Annotated in this window: 21 protein-coding genes; 14 read left to right on the top strand and 7 right to left on the bottom strand. The window is 55.3% G+C overall.

Features of this window, described 5'->3' with window-relative positions; all coding sequences use genetic code 11:
• Window positions 1–50: 50 nt before the first annotated feature.
• On the top strand, window positions 51–1,673 hold the full coding sequence (locus IM273_RS09855) for an isovaleryl-CoA dehydrogenase (RefSeq protein WP_047366978.1): 1,623 nt from the start codon (window positions 51–53) through the stop codon (window positions 1,671–1,673).
• On the opposite strand, the gene IM273_RS09850 is transcribed toward IM273_RS09855, so the two are convergent.
• The 3 genes from IM273_RS09850 to bsmA form a co-directional block, all read right to left on the bottom strand.
• Window positions 1,670–3,601: a methyl-accepting chemotaxis protein gene (locus IM273_RS09850; protein ID WP_045259635.1), complete on the bottom strand. Its 1,932-nt coding sequence runs from the start codon at window positions 3,599–3,601 to the stop codon at window positions 1,670–1,672. The genes IM273_RS09855 and IM273_RS09850 overlap by 4 nt on opposite strands.
• A 171-nt stretch (window positions 3,602–3,772) precedes the next feature.
• Complete coding sequence (gene yjfN / locus IM273_RS09845) at window positions 3,773–4,060, bottom strand: DUF1471 family protease activator YjfN (RefSeq protein ID WP_032644956.1); 288 nt, start codon at window positions 4,058–4,060, stop codon at window positions 3,773–3,775.
• A gap of 136 nt (window positions 4,061–4,196) precedes the next feature.
• Window positions 4,197–4,526, bottom strand: coding sequence for a biofilm peroxide resistance protein BsmA (gene bsmA / locus IM273_RS09840; RefSeq protein ID WP_028015263.1), 330 nt, complete (start codon window positions 4,524–4,526; stop codon window positions 4,197–4,199).
• 137 nt (window positions 4,527–4,663) lie between these two features.
• Here bsmA and yjfP point away from each other — a divergent pair, with 137 nt between their 5' ends.
• Window positions 4,664–5,386 (top strand): esterase, encoded by a 723-nt coding sequence (yjfP, locus tag IM273_RS09835; protein ID WP_047366981.1) that lies wholly within the window; start codon window positions 4,664–4,666, stop codon window positions 5,384–5,386.
• Here yjfP and ulaR read toward each other — a convergent pair.
• Together ulaR and ulaG are read right to left on the bottom strand one after the other, a co-directional pair.
• Window positions 5,383–6,138, bottom strand: coding sequence for an HTH-type transcriptional regulator UlaR (ulaR, locus tag IM273_RS09830; protein ID WP_024907324.1), 756 nt, complete (start codon window positions 6,136–6,138; stop codon window positions 5,383–5,385). The two genes, yjfP and ulaR, sit on opposite strands and share 4 nt — an antisense overlap.
• Window positions 6,139–6,248: 110 nt before the next feature.
• Window positions 6,249–7,313 (bottom strand): L-ascorbate 6-phosphate lactonase, encoded by a 1,065-nt coding sequence (gene ulaG / locus IM273_RS09825; RefSeq protein ID WP_006810379.1) that lies wholly within the window; start codon window positions 7,311–7,313, stop codon window positions 6,249–6,251.
• A gap of 358 nt (window positions 7,314–7,671) precedes the next feature.
• On the opposite strand from ulaG, the gene ulaA reads away from it, so the two are divergent.
• The 6 genes from ulaA to IM273_RS09795 are packed head-to-tail and all read left to right on the top strand — an operon-like array spanning window position 7,672 to window position 12,079.
• Window positions 7,672–9,072: a PTS ascorbate transporter subunit IIC gene (gene ulaA, locus IM273_RS09820; RefSeq protein ID WP_059357766.1), complete on the top strand. Its 1,401-nt coding sequence runs from the start codon at window positions 7,672–7,674 to the stop codon at window positions 9,070–9,072.
• A gap of 12 nt (window positions 9,073–9,084) precedes the next feature.
• Window positions 9,085–9,390 (top strand): PTS ascorbate transporter subunit IIB, encoded by a 306-nt coding sequence (gene ulaB / locus IM273_RS09815; RefSeq protein WP_003856022.1) that lies wholly within the window; start codon window positions 9,085–9,087, stop codon window positions 9,388–9,390.
• 9 nt (window positions 9,391–9,399) lie between these two features.
• Window positions 9,400–9,867 (top strand): PTS ascorbate transporter subunit IIA, encoded by a 468-nt coding sequence (ulaC, locus tag IM273_RS09810; RefSeq protein WP_028015266.1) that lies wholly within the window; start codon window positions 9,400–9,402, stop codon window positions 9,865–9,867.
• Between the two features lie 12 nt (window positions 9,868–9,879).
• On the top strand, window positions 9,880–10,530 hold the full coding sequence (gene ulaD / locus IM273_RS09805; RefSeq protein WP_023334265.1) for a 3-keto-L-gulonate-6-phosphate decarboxylase UlaD: 651 nt from the start codon (window positions 9,880–9,882) through the stop codon (window positions 10,528–10,530).
• 9 nt (window positions 10,531–10,539) lie between these two features.
• Window positions 10,540–11,400 (top strand): L-ribulose-5-phosphate 3-epimerase, encoded by an 861-nt coding sequence (locus tag IM273_RS09800; RefSeq protein ID WP_193051140.1) that lies wholly within the window; start codon window positions 10,540–10,542, stop codon window positions 11,398–11,400.
• Window positions 11,393–12,079 carry an L-ribulose-5-phosphate 4-epimerase gene (locus IM273_RS09795; protein WP_193051138.1) on the top strand — a complete coding sequence of 229 codons (687 nt, stop codon included), beginning with the start codon at window positions 11,393–11,395 and terminating at the stop codon, window positions 12,077–12,079. Before IM273_RS09800 ends, IM273_RS09795 begins: the two co-directional genes overlap by 8 nt.
• Before the next feature lie 139 nt (window positions 12,080–12,218).
• Here IM273_RS09795 and yjfY read toward each other — a convergent pair whose 3' ends face one another.
• Window positions 12,219–12,494 (bottom strand): DUF1471 family protein YjfY, encoded by a 276-nt coding sequence (gene yjfY, locus IM273_RS09790; protein WP_041911476.1) that lies wholly within the window; start codon window positions 12,492–12,494, stop codon window positions 12,219–12,221.
• A 340-nt stretch (window positions 12,495–12,834) separates the two neighbouring features.
• Between yjfY and rpsF the strand changes: the two genes are divergently transcribed.
• From rpsF to IM273_RS09765, 5 genes are all read left to right on the top strand, one after another.
• On the top strand, window positions 12,835–13,230 hold the full coding sequence (rpsF, locus tag IM273_RS09785) for a 30S ribosomal protein S6 (RefSeq protein ID WP_014068637.1): 396 nt from the start codon (window positions 12,835–12,837) through the stop codon (window positions 13,228–13,230).
• A gap of 6 nt (window positions 13,231–13,236) precedes the next feature.
• A complete protein-coding gene (gene priB / locus IM273_RS09780; protein ID WP_028015270.1) occupies window positions 13,237–13,551 on the top strand; it encodes a primosomal replication protein N in 315 nt (104 codons plus the stop codon).
• A 4-nt stretch (window positions 13,552–13,555) separates the two neighbouring features.
• On the top strand, window positions 13,556–13,783 hold the full coding sequence (rpsR, locus tag IM273_RS09775; protein ID WP_000135199.1) for a 30S ribosomal protein S18: 228 nt from the start codon (window positions 13,556–13,558) through the stop codon (window positions 13,781–13,783).
• Window positions 13,784–13,824: 41 nt separating this feature from the next.
• Complete coding sequence (gene rplI, locus IM273_RS09770; protein WP_006810372.1) at window positions 13,825–14,274, top strand: 50S ribosomal protein L9; 450 nt, start codon at window positions 13,825–13,827, stop codon at window positions 14,272–14,274.
• A 152-nt stretch (window positions 14,275–14,426) separates the two neighbouring features.
• On the top strand, window positions 14,427–15,356 hold the full coding sequence (locus IM273_RS09765; protein WP_193051137.1) for a DMT family transporter: 930 nt from the start codon (window positions 14,427–14,429) through the stop codon (window positions 15,354–15,356).
• Window positions 15,357–15,402: 46 nt separating this feature from the next.
• Here IM273_RS09765 and IM273_RS09760 read toward each other — a convergent pair whose 3' ends face one another.
• Entirely contained in the window at window positions 15,403–16,041 is a 639-nt protein-coding gene (locus tag IM273_RS09760; protein WP_028015272.1) for an OapA family protein, read from the bottom strand.
• A 233-nt stretch (window positions 16,042–16,274) separates the two neighbouring features.
• Between IM273_RS09760 and fklB the strand changes: the two genes are divergently transcribed.
• Window positions 16,275–16,895, top strand: a complete 621-nt coding sequence (fklB, locus tag IM273_RS09755; RefSeq protein WP_008502892.1) for an FKBP-type peptidyl-prolyl cis-trans isomerase — start codon at window positions 16,275–16,277, stop codon at window positions 16,893–16,895.
• Window positions 16,896–16,976: the final 81 nt, after the last annotated feature.

Below are 16,976 nucleotides of genomic sequence, written 5' to 3'. Positions count from 1 at the left end.
ATACGGTCTGTCCATACTTACCTTCATTGCCACTGAAGGAGGGAGACAGCATGCACTGGCAGACCCATACCGTTTTTAATCAACCAGCCCCACTCTCTAACAGCAACCTTTTCCTCTCTGACTGCGCCCTGCGCGACGCGGTTGCGCGCGAGGGTGCCGAGTGGGATATGGATCTTCTTGCCAGCATTGGACAACAGTTAGGCACGGCGGAGTCGCTGGAGCTGGGCAGGCTGGCGAACGTGAATCCGCCGGAGCTATTACGCTACGACCCCACGGGAGAGCGGCTGGATGACGTCCGCTTTCATCCGGCATGGCACCTGCTGATGCAGGGGCTCTGCGCTAACCGGGTACATAATCTGGCATGGGAGGAAGAGGCACGAAAAGGTTCTTTCGTCGCCAGGGCCGCGCGCTTCGTGCTCCATGCTCAGGTAGAAGCGGGGACGTTATGCCCGGTGACCATGACCTTCGCCGCCACGCCGCTGTTGCAGCAGTCGCTGCCCAAACCGTTTCATGAATGGTTAACGCCGCTGATGAGCGACCGTTACGATCCCCATCTCGCGCCGGGTGGGCAAAAGCGCGGCCTGCTGATCGGCATGGGAATGACGGAAAAGCAGGGCGGCTCGGACGTGCTCAGCAACACCACCAGAGCGGAAAAATGCAGCGACGGCAGCTACCGTCTGGTGGGCCACAAGTGGTTTTTCTCCGTGCCGCAGAGCGATGCGCATCTGGTGCTGGCGCAGGCGAAAGGCGGTTTGTCATGCTTCTTTGTCCCGCGTTTCTTACCCGACGGACAGCGCAACGCCGTACGGCTGGAACGTCTGAAAGACAAGCTCGGCAACCGCTCGAACGCTAGCAGCGAGGCGGAGTTCCTCGATGCCTCCGGTTGGCTGCTGGGTGAAGAGGGAGAAGGCGTGCGGCAAATCCTGAAGATGGGCGGGCTGACGCGCTTCGACTGCGCGCTGGGCAGCCACGGGCTAATGCGCCGGGCGCTTTCCGTGGCGCTGTACCACGCCCATCAGCGTCAGACCTTCGGCAAAAATCTTATCGATCAGCCGCTAATGCGTGAAGTGCTGAGCCGTATGGCGCTGGTGCTGGAGGGGCATACGGCGCTGTTGTTCCGTCTGGCCCGGGCGTGGGATAACCGCACCGACCCGCAGGAGGCCGCCTGGGCGCGGCTTTTTACCCCGGCCGCAAAATTCAGCGTGTGCAAAGCGGGCATTCCGTTCGTGGCGGAGGCGATGGAGGCACTCGGCGGCGTCGGGTACTGCGAGGAGAATGAACTTCCACGCCTGTATCGCGAGATGCCGGTGAACAGCATCTGGGAAGGATCGGGCAATATCATGTGCCTGGACGTGCTGCGGGTGCTGGCGAAGCAGTCAGGTATCCACGACCTGCTTGCCGACGAGTTTGCCCAGGTCAAAGGACAGGACAGACACTTTGACCGCAGCTGGCGGCAGCTTCAGCAAAAGCTGCGTAAACCGCAGGAGGCGCAGGGGAGGGAGATCGCTCAGCAGCTCTTTTTGCTGGGGGCCGGCAGCCAGATGCTGCGGCACGCATCGCCGCCCGTGGCGCAGGCGTGGTGCCGCATGATGCTGGATACCCGTGGCGGTACGCTCATGAATGTGCAGGTGCAAAGCGATCTGCTGCTGCGCGCCACGGGCAGGGTTGGCTAGCGTTTAAGCTGGAACAGGCTGACCAGCTGGGTAAGGTGTGACCCTTTCTCGCGCAGCGTGCGTGCGGTTTGCTCGCTGCGTGAGATGCGATCGGCATTGATATGCGACGCTTCGCCAATGTGGGTCATGGCAAGATTGACCTGGCCGATCCCCGCGGACTGCTCGCGTGACGCGTGGTTAATCTCCGTGACCAGTTGGCTGATGTTGTCGATATGAACGATGATGGAATCCATCGCCAGACGCGTCTGTTCAGACAGCGCGTGGCCTTCGCCCACTTTTCGCAGGGTATCGCCAATCAGATGTTCAATCTCCTTCACCGCGTTGGCGCTTCGACCTGCCAGGGCGCGAACTTCCTGCGCGACCACGGCAAAACCTTTTCCATGCTCGCCTGCGCGTGCCGCTTCTACCGCCGCATTCAGCGCCAGAATATTAGTCTGGAACGCGATGGACTCGATCACGCGGGTGATGTCTTCGATACGTTTTGACGCTTCGCGAATGTCGTCCATGGTGGCAACCGCATGGGTCACTGTTTCACCACCCTGATGAACCGCGCGCGAGGTTTCACCTACCAGCTGCTGCGTTTGCTCCATGTTGGCGGCATTTTGCTGCACGGTCGCGGCCAGTTGCTCCATGCTGGCGGAGGTCTCTTCAACGCTGCTGGCCTGCTTGTTGATCTGCTCGGAGATGTCTCCGGTATCGGAGGCCAGCGCATTGGTGCCCAGATGGATCTCGCCCGCGGCCTCGCGGACCTGCAGGACAATTTTTTGTAGCCCATCGCCGATACCGTTAATGGCTTCAACCAGCTGGCCAACCTCGTCCTGGCGGGTCACGGGCAGGCTGGAGCGTAGATCGCCCGCGGCATACTGGCGGGCAAGGTCAATCACGTTACGCAGCGGACGGGTCAGCATCCGGCGAATAAGCACCACAAACAGGCCCGCGAAGAGGACGGACAACGCTACGCCGGCCAGCAGGAAACGGTCGCGCATGGCGTTAACGCTTGAGAGCAGGACTGATTTATCCACTTCACCGACGATGGTCCAGTTCCAGCCGGGCAGCGGCGTATAGGCCATTTTCAGCGTGCGACCGTCGTCGCTTACGCGTTCCAGCGTGCCTGAGGAATCGCTCAACAGCTGCTGTTGGGTGGCGCTATCCCACTTCGGCTGTTTTCCCTCTTCGCTGGCGTGGAACAGATACTGACCGCGCGTTTTGCCGTTGCTGCGGTCCAGCACGAAGAAGTGCCCGCTCTCGCCCAGGCGGCGGTTGAGGATTTTCTCGCGCATGACATTCCAGGAGTGAGTGATATCCACCCCAACGAAGATGATCCCGATAACCTGACCTTCACTGTTCTTCACGGGCTGGTACTGGGTTATGTAGCGCTTGCCAAACAGGAGCGCCAGGCCGCGGTACACCTCGCCTTTCGTGACGGAGGCAAACGCCGGGCTGCTCGTGTCCAGAACCGTCCCCATAGCGCGATCGCCATTCTCTTTGCGCAGGGAGGTGGCAACGCGAATGAAGTCGTTACCGCTGCGAACAAACAGCGTTGAGATCGCTCCCGTACGGCTCAGAAAATCATCAGAAAACGTTGTATTTTCATGGAGTTCAGCGTCGCCCCCTTTCAGCAGGGGAACGGCGAGCCCGTTTATGGTCCGGGTCTGCTGAGTATCGACGCTAAACGGCTGAGGCAGAAATGTCGTAAACAGTCTGGTGTAGCTTTCGACTTCTTCGCTCAGGCTGGTATTAAACATCTGCACCATGTCGACCATACCGGTGGACTGATTATGCAGATCTTCGACCGCGAGGGCTTCAAGCTGCTGGCTGGCTTTTTGGCTGAGCAGGAAAGTGAAAAGCAGAAACAGCGTGGCGACACTGACGCCCGTCAGCAGCGACAGCTTTGTTCCAAGGCCCGCACGGCGGAAAACATTGATCATAAATTGCTCATCATTGAAAAGGTATGGTTCTTCAACGGCAGAGCGGAGATTACGTTTACTGAATTAATGTAACAAAATGTTATTTTATTGTTTTAGAGTGGTTTTAAATTAGATAAAAAATTTGCAAAAACGAAAAGCCACTAAAAATAAGTGGCTTTTATCAGGAAGGATTTATACGTAGAGAATGGCCTGTACCCGCCACTGGTCGATATGGTTATCTTCCTGCATCTGGATGATGCGATACCATGACGCGCCCTGTTCATCGGCCTTTAATGCCACGATACGTTCAACGTCTTGCGGGCTCCCCGGAATGTTATTGACGGAGATCTGGCCTATTTCATTCAGACCTGTTACGCAATCCGCACTGGCGAATTCTGCTGACTGCGCGGTGGTGCTCACCAGGCCTGCAGAGAGCAACAGAGAGGTCAAAGCAAGAGTTCGTTTCATCGTCAGCTCCATTTCACATATTTCCGGTATCCGCCGGGCAATCCTTCGCGAATAAACTCCCATTCCTTGTCGCTGGCATGGAGTTTATTGTGGACAGGAAAATGTCTATGGACGCAAAGCAGTGTAAATGTCGTTCAAAGGTAAACCATTATTTCCGGTACAAAATGGCTTGTGAATACCACTGTCCCGTTATGATGGTTTCGTCGATCATAATAATGACGTAATAATCTGCTTTGGCAGCGACGGCTTGTGCCTTTATTGCGTCTTCTGCGTCATCCGGCGAACCGCGAACGAGCGCGGAGACGGTGCCCATTCGCTGTAATCCTTCCGTCTGATTACGACGAATCTCCTGCGGATGATCGGCAACCGGGGGAGCGGGTTGCGGTGTACCCTGCAGTGCGCTACAGCCGCTGAGCAGAAACACCAGCAATAAAGCAGCAAACCTGTGCATAACCATATCTCGTTTCCTGTTAGCCATAGTGTAGTTGTCTGCGAATTTAGTTTTGGGGGAATGTTCCCGAAGTGTTATCTGGGACGTAATTTTCGAATGAAAATAGCGTCAAACCGTAATCCAGTTCTCAACATTATGAATCATTCATTCGTACAGGGTCGACAATGATTGAAATTGAAATACGCCATCTCGGCGACCATGAAATTTTACACGCTGTGCCGGCAGGAAAACGTGATAAATCGCTGCCTGTTGTGGTTTTTTATCATGGGTTTACCTCATCGAAACTGGTTTACAGTTATTTTGCAGTGGCGCTGGCTCAGGCAGGTTTTCGCGTGGTAATGCCGGATGCGCCTGACCACGGCGCGCGCTTTACGGGCAATGAGCGGGCGCGACTGGGGCAGTTCTGGCACATTCTGCACGGCAGCCTGACCGAGTTTGCCGGGTTGCGCGATGCGCTCTATGAGGCTGGGCTGGTGGCCGATAATCGGCTGGCGGTGGCCGGGGCGTCGATGGGCGGCATGACGGCGCTGGGGATTATGACGCACCATCCTGACGTGCGGTCTGTTGCCTGTCTGATGGGCTCGGGCTATTTTACCTCGCTGGCGAAGACGCTTTTCCCCCCTCAGGATTTAACGGAAATTATGCCGATGCTGGCAGAGTGGGAAGTGACCCGGGCATTGCCGCGCCTGGCCGATCGCCCGCTGCTGCTATGGCACGGTGATGCGGACGATGTTGTCCCGCCCGATGGAACCTTCCGCCTGCAGCAGGCGTTAAAGAATGAAGGACTGGACGCTAATCTGACCTGTTTGTGGGAATCAGGCGTCCGCCACCGCATCACGCCAGCGGCGCTGGACGCAACGGTGGCGTTTTTCCGCAAGCATCTTTAAACGCGCAGGACTTTCACCCCTTGATCTTCCAGCTTCTGGAGGATCTCGGGATTCGCCCCTTTGCCGGTGATAACCATGTCGATCTGTTCTGCGCGGCTGAACAGCATGCCTGCGCGTTCACCGACTTTGCTACTGTCGACCAGCACAACGAGCTTGCCCACCACGTTGAGCATGTTTTGTTCCGCCATCGCGGTCAGCATATCGGTTTTATACAGGCCGTCAGCGGTCAGGCCTTTGCCGCTGGTAAACATCCAGTGCCCGGCGTAGAGACTGTTTTCGCTGTCCTGCGGGCTGAGCGTGATGGACTGGCTTTTGTTGTACTGGCCGCCCATGATCACCACGCTCTCATGTTCCTGATCGATCAGGTAGTTAGCCAGCGGCAAATAGTTGGTAATGATTTGCACTGGCTTGCCGCACATTTCACGGCCCAGCAAAAACGCCGTGGAGCCGCAGTTGATGACGACGCTCTCACCGGGGTTCACCAGCTGTGATGCCGCTCTGGCAATCCGTACTTTTTCATCGTGATTCTGCGCCTGATGAATATTCATCGGCGACCAGCGTGGACGCTGCTGGCTGATGGCTTCTGCGCCGTTGCGGACTTTTTTCAGCTTGCCGCTCTCATCCAGCTTGTTGATGTCTCGCCGCGCGGTGGCGGGGGAGATCCCTAAACGTTCGATCACTTTCTCGACGGTGATAAACCCTGTTTGCGCCAGGAGTTCCAGTAAAATTTGATGCCGTTGCGCTTCCGTCATGAGCTATTCCGATAAGAATTGATTTGAAAAGATGATATTTGAAATAGCGTGAAATTACTAAAATAAATATGAAATCGCCAGACACAGGGTCTGGCGATATGGCCTCACAATCAGAGGAAGGATTTGAACGGGAGATCTGGCTCAATGGTGAAGCAATCATCGAAACCACGCGGGTAGTGATACTCGAGATTGTCTTTGTCCAGCGGCCAGGTGAACTTGCCGCCTACCTGCCAGATAAAGGGCTTGAAGCCGTACTTCAGGCGGTCTTTTTTCATCTCCCACAGCACGCGGATCTCTTGCGGGTCGGCCTGGAAGTTTGACCAGATATCGTGGTGGAACGGGATCACAACTTTGGTGTTGAGCGCTTCCGCCATGCGCAGCATATCGGCGCTGGTCATTTTGTCCGTAATACCGCGCGGGTTTTCCCCGTACGAGCCCAGCGCCACGTCAATCTGATGTTCGTTGCCGTGCTTCGCGTAATAGTTAGAGTAGTGGGAATCACCGCTGTGATACAGGGAGCCGCCCGGCGTCTTGAACAGGTAATTCACCGCACGCTCGTCCATGCCGTCTGGCAGTACCCCAGCAGCCTTCTGGTCGGCCGGCAGGGTAATCAGCGCGGTACGGTCAAAGGCATCCAGCGCGTGGATTTCAATGTCTTTAATTTTCACCACGTCGCCAGGCTTCATCACGATGCAGCGCTCTTTCGGCACGCCCCAGCCAATCCAGAGATCTACGCAGGTTTGCGGCCCGATAAACGGTACGTCGTCCGCGCAGTTTTGCATCACCGCTGCCGCCACGTTCACGTCGATATGGTCGTTGTGATCGTGAGTAGAAAGCACGGCATCGATCTGGCGAATGGCAAAAGGATCAAGCACAAACGGCGTGGTGCGCAGGTTCGGCTGGAGCTTTTCCACGCCGGCCATACGCTGCATCTGGTGGCCTTTTTTCATCAGCGGGTTGCCGTGGCTCTGTTTGCCGGTGCCGCACCAGAAATCGACGCAGATATTGGCGCCGCCTTCAGATTTCAGCCAGATACCGGTGCAGCCCAGCCACCACATTGCAAACGTGCCAGGAGCAACCTGTTCCTGCTCGATCTCTTCGTTCAGCCAGCTACCCCACTCCGGAAAGGTGCTCAGAATCCATGATTCACGGGTAATGGTTTTCACTTTACTCATCGTTTTGACTCCTGGTTTAATCAAAAGTAATCACATCGTGATTCGTTGTGATTAATGCTGGCACTATTTGACGTGCTTTGCAATGGTGAAAATGCGGAATTTTATCTGCTCAATGTCACGGACTCTCCGCTTCTAACTTGTTAGAGTATTGCGTATTAAACATTAATTTCATGAATTATAAGGATAAGTTTGTTTTAAAAATACAGTAGTGAAAATCATTACTATCAGCATGGAAATAAATTGCGTGATGCGTCACAAATAATCAAATGCAATCTTGTGGTGATTATTTGTGATTAATAGAGTGATGGCACCAACCGCACAGGGATTGCCCCTCGTGTTCTCATTTCTGGAGAGAGTTATGGAGATCCTCTACAACGTCTTTACCGTTTTCTTTAATCAGGTAATGACCAACGCCCCGCTGTTGCTGGGTATCGTGACGTGCCTGGGGTACATCCTGCTGCGCAAAAGCGTCAGCGTGATTATTAAAGGCACCATCAAAACCATTATCGGTTTCATGCTGTTGCAGGCGGGGTCAGGCATTCTGACCAGCACGTTTAAGCCGGTCGTCGCCAAAATGTCGGAAGTGTATGGCATCAACGGCGCTATCTCTGATACCTACGCCTCAATGATGGCGACCATCGATCGCATGGGTGATGCCTATAGCTGGGTAGGGTATGCAGTGCTGCTCGCGCTGGCGCTGAACATCATTTACGTGCTCCTGCGCCGAATTACCGGCATTCGCACCATCATGCTCACCGGGCACATCATGTTCCAGCAGGCGGGGCTGATCGCGGTTTCTCTCTATATCTTCGGTTACCCAATGTGGACCACGATTATCTGCACCGCGGTGCTGGTCTCGCTCTACTGGGGTATCACCTCCAACATGATGTACAAGCCAACGCAGATCGTGACCGACGGCTGTGGCTTCTCCATCGGTCATCAGCAGCAGTTTGCCGCCTGGATTGCCTATAAAGTTGCGCCGTACCTGGGCAAAAAAGAGGAGAGTGTCGAAGACCTCAAACTGCCTGGCTGGTTGAATATCTTCCACGACAACATCGTCTCAACGGCGATTGTGATGACCCTCTTCTTCGGTGCCATTCTGCTCTCTTTCGGCATTGACGTCGTGCAGGCGATGGCGGGTAAAACCCACTGGACGGTCTATATCCTGCAGACCGGTTTCTCCTTCGCGGTAGCGATTTTCATCATCACTCAGGGCGTGCGTATGTTCGTCGCCGAGCTGTCGGAAGCCTTTAACGGCATCTCTCAGCGCCTGATCCCTGGTGCGGTACTGGCGATTGACTGTGCGGCTATCTATAGCTTTGCGCCAAACGCCGTCGTCTGGGGCTTTATGTGGGGCACCATCGGCCAGCTGATTGCGGTGGGCATCCTGGTGGGCTGCGGCTCCTCAATCCTGATCATTCCTGGCTTTATCCCGATGTTCTTCTCCAACGCCACCATTGGTGTGTTTGCTAACCACTTCGGCGGCTGGCGCGCGGCGCTCAAGATCTGCCTGGTGATGGGCATGGTGGAAATCTTCGGTTGCGTGTGGGCGGTCAAGCTCACCGGTATGAGCGCCTGGATGGGCATGGCGGACTGGTCAATTTTGGCACCGCCGATGATGCAGGGCTTTGCCTCCGTCGGTCTGGTCTTTATGGCCGTCATCATCCTGATTGCTCTGGCTTATATGTTCTTCGCTGGCCGTTCGCTGCGAGCTGAAGAAGATGCGGAAAAACAAACAGCAGAAGTGTCTGCTCATTAAGGAGTTTCGATTATGACCGTACGTATCCTGGCTGTGTGTGGCAATGGGCAAGGTAGCTCCATGATCATGAAGATGAAAGTGGACCAGTTTTTGACCCAGTCAAACATCGACCACACGGTGAACAGCTGCGCAGTGGGTGAATACAAAAGTGAACTGAACGGCGCGGACATCATCATCGCTTCAACTCATATTGCCGGTGAGATTAGCGTGTCGGGCAACAAATATGTGGTAGGCGTGCGCAACATGCTCTCGCCTGCGGATTTCGGGCCAAAACTGCTGGAAGTGATCAAAGAACACTTCCCACAAGACGTGAAGTAAGGACGCCACATGAAACTACGTGATTCGCTGGCAGAGAATAACTCCATCCTTTTACAGGCCGACGCCAGCACCTGGCAGGAAGCGGTGAAGCTGAGTGTGGATCTGCTGGTTAAAGCGGACGTTGTCGAGCCGCGCTATTACCAGGCCATTCTGGATGGCGTGGCGCAGCACGGCCCCTATTTCGTGATTGCGCCGGGCCTGGCCATGCCGCACGGCCGCCCGGAAGAGGGCGTCAAGAAAACCGGTTTTGCACTGGTGACGCTGAAAACGCCGCTGGTGTTCAACCACGAAGATAACGACCCGGTCGACATTCTCATCACCATGGCGGCCGTTGATGCCAACACCCACCAGGAGGTGGGCATCATGCAGATCGTCAACCTGTTTGATGACGAAGCCAATTTTGACCGTTTACGCGCCTGCCGCACCGCGCAGGAAGTGCTGGATTTAATTGATAACGCCACTGCGGCGGCCGTTTAAGAGGAATTGAACATGTCATTACCAATGTTGCAAGTTGCGCTGGATAACCAGACGCTGTCTCACGCTTACGAAACCACCCGCCTGATTGCGGAAGAGGTGGATATCATCGAAGTGGGGACCATTCTGTGCGTGGGCGAAGGCGTGCGCGCCGTTCGTGACCTGAAAGCGCTCTATCCGCACAAAATCGTGCTGGCGGATGCCAAGATTGCTGACGCAGGCAAAATCCTTTCCCGCATGTGCTTTGAAGCCAACGCCGACTGGGTCACCGTGATCTGCTGTGCGGATATCAACACCGCCAAAGGCGCGCTGGACGTGGCAAAAGAGTTTAACGGCGACGTGCAGATTGAACTGACCGGCTTCTGGACCTGGGAGCAGGCGCAGGAGTGGCGCGATGCGGGCATCCAGCAGGTGGTTTATCACCGCAGCCGCGATGCGCAAGCCGCAGGCGTGGCGTGGGGTGAAGCGGATATCAGCGCGATTAAGCGTCTGGCGGATATGGGGTTCAAAGTCACCGTCACCGGTGGCCTGGCGCTGGAAGATCTGCCGCTGTTCCAGGGCATCCCTATTCATGTCTTTATCGCTGGCCGCAGCATTCGCGACGCGGCATCTCCGGTGGAAGCGGCGCGTCAGTTCAAACGCTCAATCGCTCAGCTTTGGGGTTAAGGAGCGGGTATGTTGTCAAAACAGGTCCCGCTTGGCATCTATGAAAAGGCACTCCCTGCAGGGGAGTGCTGGCTGGAGCGGTTACGGCTGGCAAAACAGCTGGGTTTCGATTTTGTCGAAATGTCCGTGGATGAGACGGATGAGCGCCTTTCTCGCCTGGACTGGAGCCGCGAGCAGCGCCTGGCGCTGGTGAGCGCCATTGCCGAAACCGGCGTGCGCGTGCCGTCCATGTGTCTGAGCGCCCACCGCCGTTTTCCGCTCGGCAGTGAAGACGATGCCGTGCGCGCTGAAGGGCTGGAGATCATGCGCAAAGCCATTCGTTTTGCGCAGGATGTCGGCATCCGCGTGATCCAGCTGGCGGGTTACGACGTCTACTATCAGGAAGCCAACGACGAAACGCGCCGTCGTTTCCGTGACGGCCTGAAAGAGAGCGTTGATATGGCAAGCCGCGCGCAGGTCACGCTGGCGATGGAGATCATGGACTACCCGTTGATGAACTCCATCAGCAAGGCGCTGGGCTATGCGCACTATCTGAATAACCCCTGGTTCCAGCTTTATCCGGATATCGGCAATCTGTCGGCCTGGGATAACGACGTGCAGATGGAGCTGCAGGCGGGCATCGGGCATATCGTGGCGGTGCACGTCAAAGATACCCGCCCTGGCGTGTTTAAAAACGTACCGTTCGGCACCGGGGTGGTGGATTTCGAACGGTGCTTCGAGACGCTCAAACAGACAGGATATTGCGGGCCTTATCTGATTGAGATGTGGAGCGAAACGTCAGACGATCCGGCTGCGGAAGTGGCAAAAGCGCGGGACTGGGTGCGCGAGCGAATGGCGCGGGCGGGTTTGCTGGAGGTTGCACATGCTTAAGCTGAAACAGCAGGTCTTTGAGGCCAATATGGATCTGCCGCGCTATGGCCTGGTAACGTTCACCTGGGGCAACGTGAGCGCCATCGACCGTGAACAAGGTCTGGTTGTGATCAAGCCGAGCGGCGTGGCGTATGAAACCATGAAAGCGGACGATATGGTGGTGGTCGACCTCGAAGGAAACGTCGTTGAGGGCAAATGGCGTCCTTCTTCTGATACGGCGACCCATCTGGCGCTGTACCAGCGTTATCCATCGCTGGGTGGCGTTGTGCATACCCACTCCACGCACGCCACCGCCTGGGCACAGGCGGGGCTGGCGATTCCGGCGCTGGGAACAACGCATGCGGACTACTTCTTTGGCGACATCCCCTGCACGCGCGCATTAACGCAGGCTGAAGTGGAAGGCGAATACGAGCTCAACACCGGGAAGGTCATCATCGAAACGTTGGGTGAAAGCGAACCGCTGCATACGCCGGGTATTGTGGTCTATCAGCACGGCCCGTTCGCCTGGGGAAAAGATGCCCACGACGCCGTTCATAATGCGGTTGTCATGGAGGAAGTGGCGCGCATGGCGTGGATTGCCCGCGGTATCAACCCACAGCTTCAGGGCATTGACGATGACCTGATGAACAAGCATTTCATGCGCAAGCACGGCCCGAACGCCTACTACGGGCAGAAGTGAATAAGTGCTCTGGAATACCGAAAAACAGTTGTAACCGGTGGTATTCCGGAGCCATTCACAAAAAAAGCCCCCGGACAGGGGGCAACGTCAACTATGGCTATGTTCTCGTTGTTGGCTTTCCTGGTGCTAGCGTTAAGGGTTACCGGTAGATATCTGCACTGGCGTGCATGTTGCCGTTGCTGCCGGGCTCACGGGTTAACATCACGTGGTAATAGGTTGCGCCCTGGGCATCGGTCTCTTCATTTAGTGCCCGATCTGCTTCGCTTTCAGTGGCGAAATTATGATTGATATAGATTACGCCTAAGCTATGCACATCATCCATGTTTCTGGCCTGCCGGCCGTCTATTTTGATGGCTGCCATCGCGTTTGCACTGAGCAAAAGCGCCGCCATTATGGCTACTGCGATTTTTTTCATGATATGCGCTCCACGACTGCGTGCTGTGTGAGGGGAATACTCCTTCTTTAATTCAGCTGATCTCTGATTAAAGTGTAATCATTCCTCCGGCGGGGATGCGTGACCATTTCTGATGCAGTTGTTCAAAAAAACAACGCTTCCTGATGCGATTAATTTTAAATCACCCACTTAGACCAGCTTTACGCTTTGTGCGAATTATTTGTGCAATCAGCTTGAGTTTCCTGGGGGGGGCAAGTATTATGACGCGTCAATTTTTCAGCCGACCTTTAACACGTTCCTTGCCTCCCCGGGCCTCGGCTGACCCAGACAGGAGGCTGAATAATCCGTAAGGAGCAATTCGATGCGTCATTACGAAATCGTTTTTATGGTCCATCCTGACCAGAGCGAACAGGTTCCGGGTATGATCGAGCGTTACTCTGCTGCCATCACTGGTGCAGAAGGTACGATCCACCGTCTGGAAGACTGGGGCCGCCGTCAGCTGGCTTACCCGATCAACAAACTGCACAAAGCACACTACGTTCTGATGAACGTTGAAGCGCCGCAGGAAGTGATCGATGAGCTGGAAACTACCTTCCGCTTCAACGATGCCGTTATCCGCAGCATGGTTATGCGTACCAAAAACGCAGTTACCGAAGCATCTCCGATGGTTAAAGCGAAAGACGAGCGCCGTGAGCGTCGCGATGATTTCGCAAACGAAACCGCAGATGATTCTGATGCTGGGGATTCTGAAGAGTAATTTCTGATGACCAACCGTCTGGCGTTGTCCGGCATCGTATGCAGGGCTCCCCTTCGAAAGGTCAGTCCATCAGGAATTCCGCATTGCCAGTTCGTGCTTGAGCATCGTTCTGTGCAAGAGGAAGCCGGGTTTCACCGGCAGGCGTGGTGCCAAATGCCCGTTATTATTAGCGGACACGAAAACCAGGCCATTACTCACAGTTTAACGGTCGGTAGCGCAGTAATCGTTCAGGGGTTCATCTCTTGCCACAAGGCAAAGAACGGCCTGAGCAAAATGGTTCTGCATGCCGAGCAGATTGATTTGATAGATACTGGAGACTAGCCATATGGCACGTTATTTCCGTCGTCGCAAGTTCTGCCGTTTCACCGCGGAAGGCGTTCAAGAGATCGACTATAAAGATATCGCAACGCTGAAAAACTACATCACCGAAAGCGGTAAGATTGTCCCAAGCCGTATCACCGGTACTCGTGCTAAATATCAGCGTCAGCTGGCTCGCGCTATCAAACGCGCTCGCTACCTGTCCCTGCTGCCGTACACTGATCGTCATCAGTAATCGGGCACGGTCCATTAATACGACTTTAAGAGGATAAGGTAATGCAAGTTATTCTGCTTGATAAAGTAGCAAACCTGGGCAGCCTGGGTGATCAGGTTAACGTTAAAGCGGGCTACGCTCGTAACTTCCTGGTTCCACAGGGTAAAGCTGTTCCAGCTACTAAGAAAAACGTAGAGTTTTTCGAAGCACGTCGCGCTGAACTGGAAGCCAAACTGGCTGACGTTCTGGCGGCTGCTAACGCTCGCGCTGAAGCAATCAACGCACTGGGCACTGTTACCATCGCTTCCAAAGCTGGCGACGAAGGTAAACTGTTCGGTTCCATCGGTACCCGCGATATCGCTGATGCAGTTACTGCAGCAGGCGTTAAAGTGGCTAAGAGCGAAGTTCGCATGCCGAACGGCGTTCTGCGTACCACTGGTGAGCACGAAGTTGACTTCCAGGTTCACAGCGAAGTGTTCGCTAAACTGGTTGTTAACGTTGTAGCTGAGTAATTTTTTACTCTGCTCGCGTCGAAGCGCCGGCCTTGTGCCGGCGTTTTGCTATTTAAAGCTACCGGAAATTCTCTTTTTATCTCGTATGGTAGCTATTCCAGACGCATTCTCTGATAATAAATTGAAACGCAATTTTATTTATGAGATTTGTCATGGATACCGCTCTGCCCACGCCCGTCTTTGCCCGTCGACATGTGGCCTACGCATGCGCCACGCTCTGCTGCCTGCTTTGGGGGAGCTCGTACCCGGCCATTAAAAATGGCTACGAACTCTTTCAGATCGCGACCGATGATATTCCCTCCAAAGTCGTTTTTGCCGGATACCGTTTTCTGTTTGCCGGTGCCTTGCTGCTGCTGTTTGCGCTGGCCCAGCGCAAACCGATTGGCAGGCTCACGCCCGCGCAGTTTGGCCAGCTCACGATCCTCGGGCTGACCCAGACCACCATTCAGTACACATTCTTCTATATAGGACTGGCCTACACGACGGGGGTAAACGGCTCAATCATGAACGCCACCGGGACTTTCTTCGGCGTACTGCTGGCGCACTGTATCTACCACAATGACAAACTCAGCTATAACAAAACGCTGGGCTGTATTCTTGGGTTTGCCGGTGTGATGCTGGTGAACTTTCACAGTGGGTTAAGCGATTTCCAGTTTATCTGGAAAGGCGACGGCTTTGTGGTGCTGGCGGCTTTTATTCTCTCTGCCGCCACGCTTTACGGGAAACGTATTTCCCAGACCGTCGACCCAACGGTGATGACCGGCTGGCAGCTGGCGATAGGCGGGGCTGCGCTGGTTGCGGGAGGTTATGCCACGGGCGGAACGCTGGAAGTGCACAGCATGAAGGCCGTTGCGGTGCTGGGGTATCTGACGCTGCTCTCATCGGTGGCGTTCGCCCTGTGGAGCGCGCTGCTGAAAGTGAACCGGGTAAGCATGATTGCTCCGTTCAACTTTGTCATTCCTGTTGCAGGGACGGTGCTTTCCGCCATTTTCCTCGGCGAAAACATTCTGGATATCAAATACGCGATTGCGCTGGTGCTGGTCTGCTCGGGGATCTGGTGGGTGAATAAACGGAGTGCCTGAGAACAAAAGTGCCGGGTGGCGGCTTCGCCTTACCCGGCATACGCCATTAACGTGCTCTGATGAAACTGCCGTCCGGCTGGCGGGTAAACAGCACCTGCTGACCATTTCCGGTATCAATGGTCAGCCCGGTGACCACTCCGCTGGCGTTCTGGCGAATCTGCACCATCTGGCCGTTCTGTAAGTTGCTCAGCGGTTTACCTGCGCCTTCCACTTTTGCCATGGCATATACGTCGGTCGGCGGCAGGTTGTGGTCGCGGAAAAGCTGTGCCAGGGTTTTGCCCGGCTCCACGCGATAGGAACGCCACTGCTGCTCAATGCCGGTCGGCTGCTGGGTTTGCGGCTCAGACGGCGCTGCGGCCTGCTCCTGTTCATCCTGAACGGGTTCGGGTTCAACAGGCGCGACCTGACCTGGATCGTTAGACGGGGTTACCAGCTGCGTCTGCATCGGCTGCGCGTCAGGCTGCGGCCGCGTTTGCGACTGAAGATCCAGCTGCGCATTGCGGGTGACCGGCGCGGTATCAACATCATCACCGCCGGAAGGAAGCAGGAAGCCCACGATCACCATCAGCGCACCAATGATGATCCCCCTGCGGTGCAGAGGAGGCAGCGGGTCCATAATGCGAAAATTGTCCGGCGCCTGCCAGATTTTCGCCAGGGTAGGTTTCAGTTCAAATCGCCCGGGCATGGCTCTCCTCCTGCTCCGCGTCTTTTATATCCTGTGCTTCGAAGTATAGTTCGCTAACTGCCTGAACGACGTAGCAAACCGGACATCCGTGACATCAGTTCGGGATTAATCCTGGTTGTCTCTATTGTTTCTGTTTCGTCGCGGTTTGTCACCTTAACTTCAGACAAAGTTTTACCCATAAGGGCATGGCTGATATGCTGCCCGCTACTTTAAATGTGATGGAAGGAAAACCCATGACCACCCCGACTTTTGACACTATCGAAGCGCAGGCAAGTTACGGTATCGGCTTGCAGGTAGGACAGCAGCTGAGCGAATCCGGCCTGGAAGGTCTGTTACCTGAAGCGCTGGTGGCGGGTATCGCTGATGCGCTGGAAGGTAAACAGCCTGCCGTTCCGGTTGACGTTGTGCATCGTGCGCTGCGTGAAATCCACGAACGTGCTGACGCCGTGCGTCGCGCGCGCTTCGAAGAGATGGCAGCTGAAGGCGTTAAATATCTGGAAGAGAACCGCGAGCGCGAAGGTGTGAACAGCACCGAATCCGGCCTGCAGTTCCGCGTGATCAACCAGGGCGACGGCGCTATCCCGGCGCGTACCGACCACGTTCGCGTGCACTACACCGGTAAGCTGATCGACGGAACCGTGTTCGACAGCTCCGTGGCGCGCGGCGAACCGGCTGAGTTCCCGGTCAACGGCGTTATCGCAGGCTGGATCGAAGCCCTGACCCTGATGCCAGTGGGTTCCAAATGGGAACTGACCATCCCGCACAACCTGGCTTACGGCGAGCGTGGCGCTGGTGCGTCCATCCCGCCATTCAGCACCCTGGTATTTGAAGTCGAGCTGCTGGAAATCCTGTAATCGACTTTTCTTATTTCCTCTCTCCGCCCGGGGAGAGGAAAATAGTGATAAAACCCATAGTTACGACGGAATCAACATTTT

The organism is Enterobacter cloacae complex sp. P13B, from assembly GCF_014895915.1.
GTDB classification, from domain to species: Bacteria; Pseudomonadota; Gammaproteobacteria; order Enterobacterales; family Enterobacteriaceae; genus Enterobacter; species Enterobacter bugandensis.
Note: the sequence above shows the minus strand (reverse complement) of the source record. Positions and strands in the feature narration are given on the sequence as shown.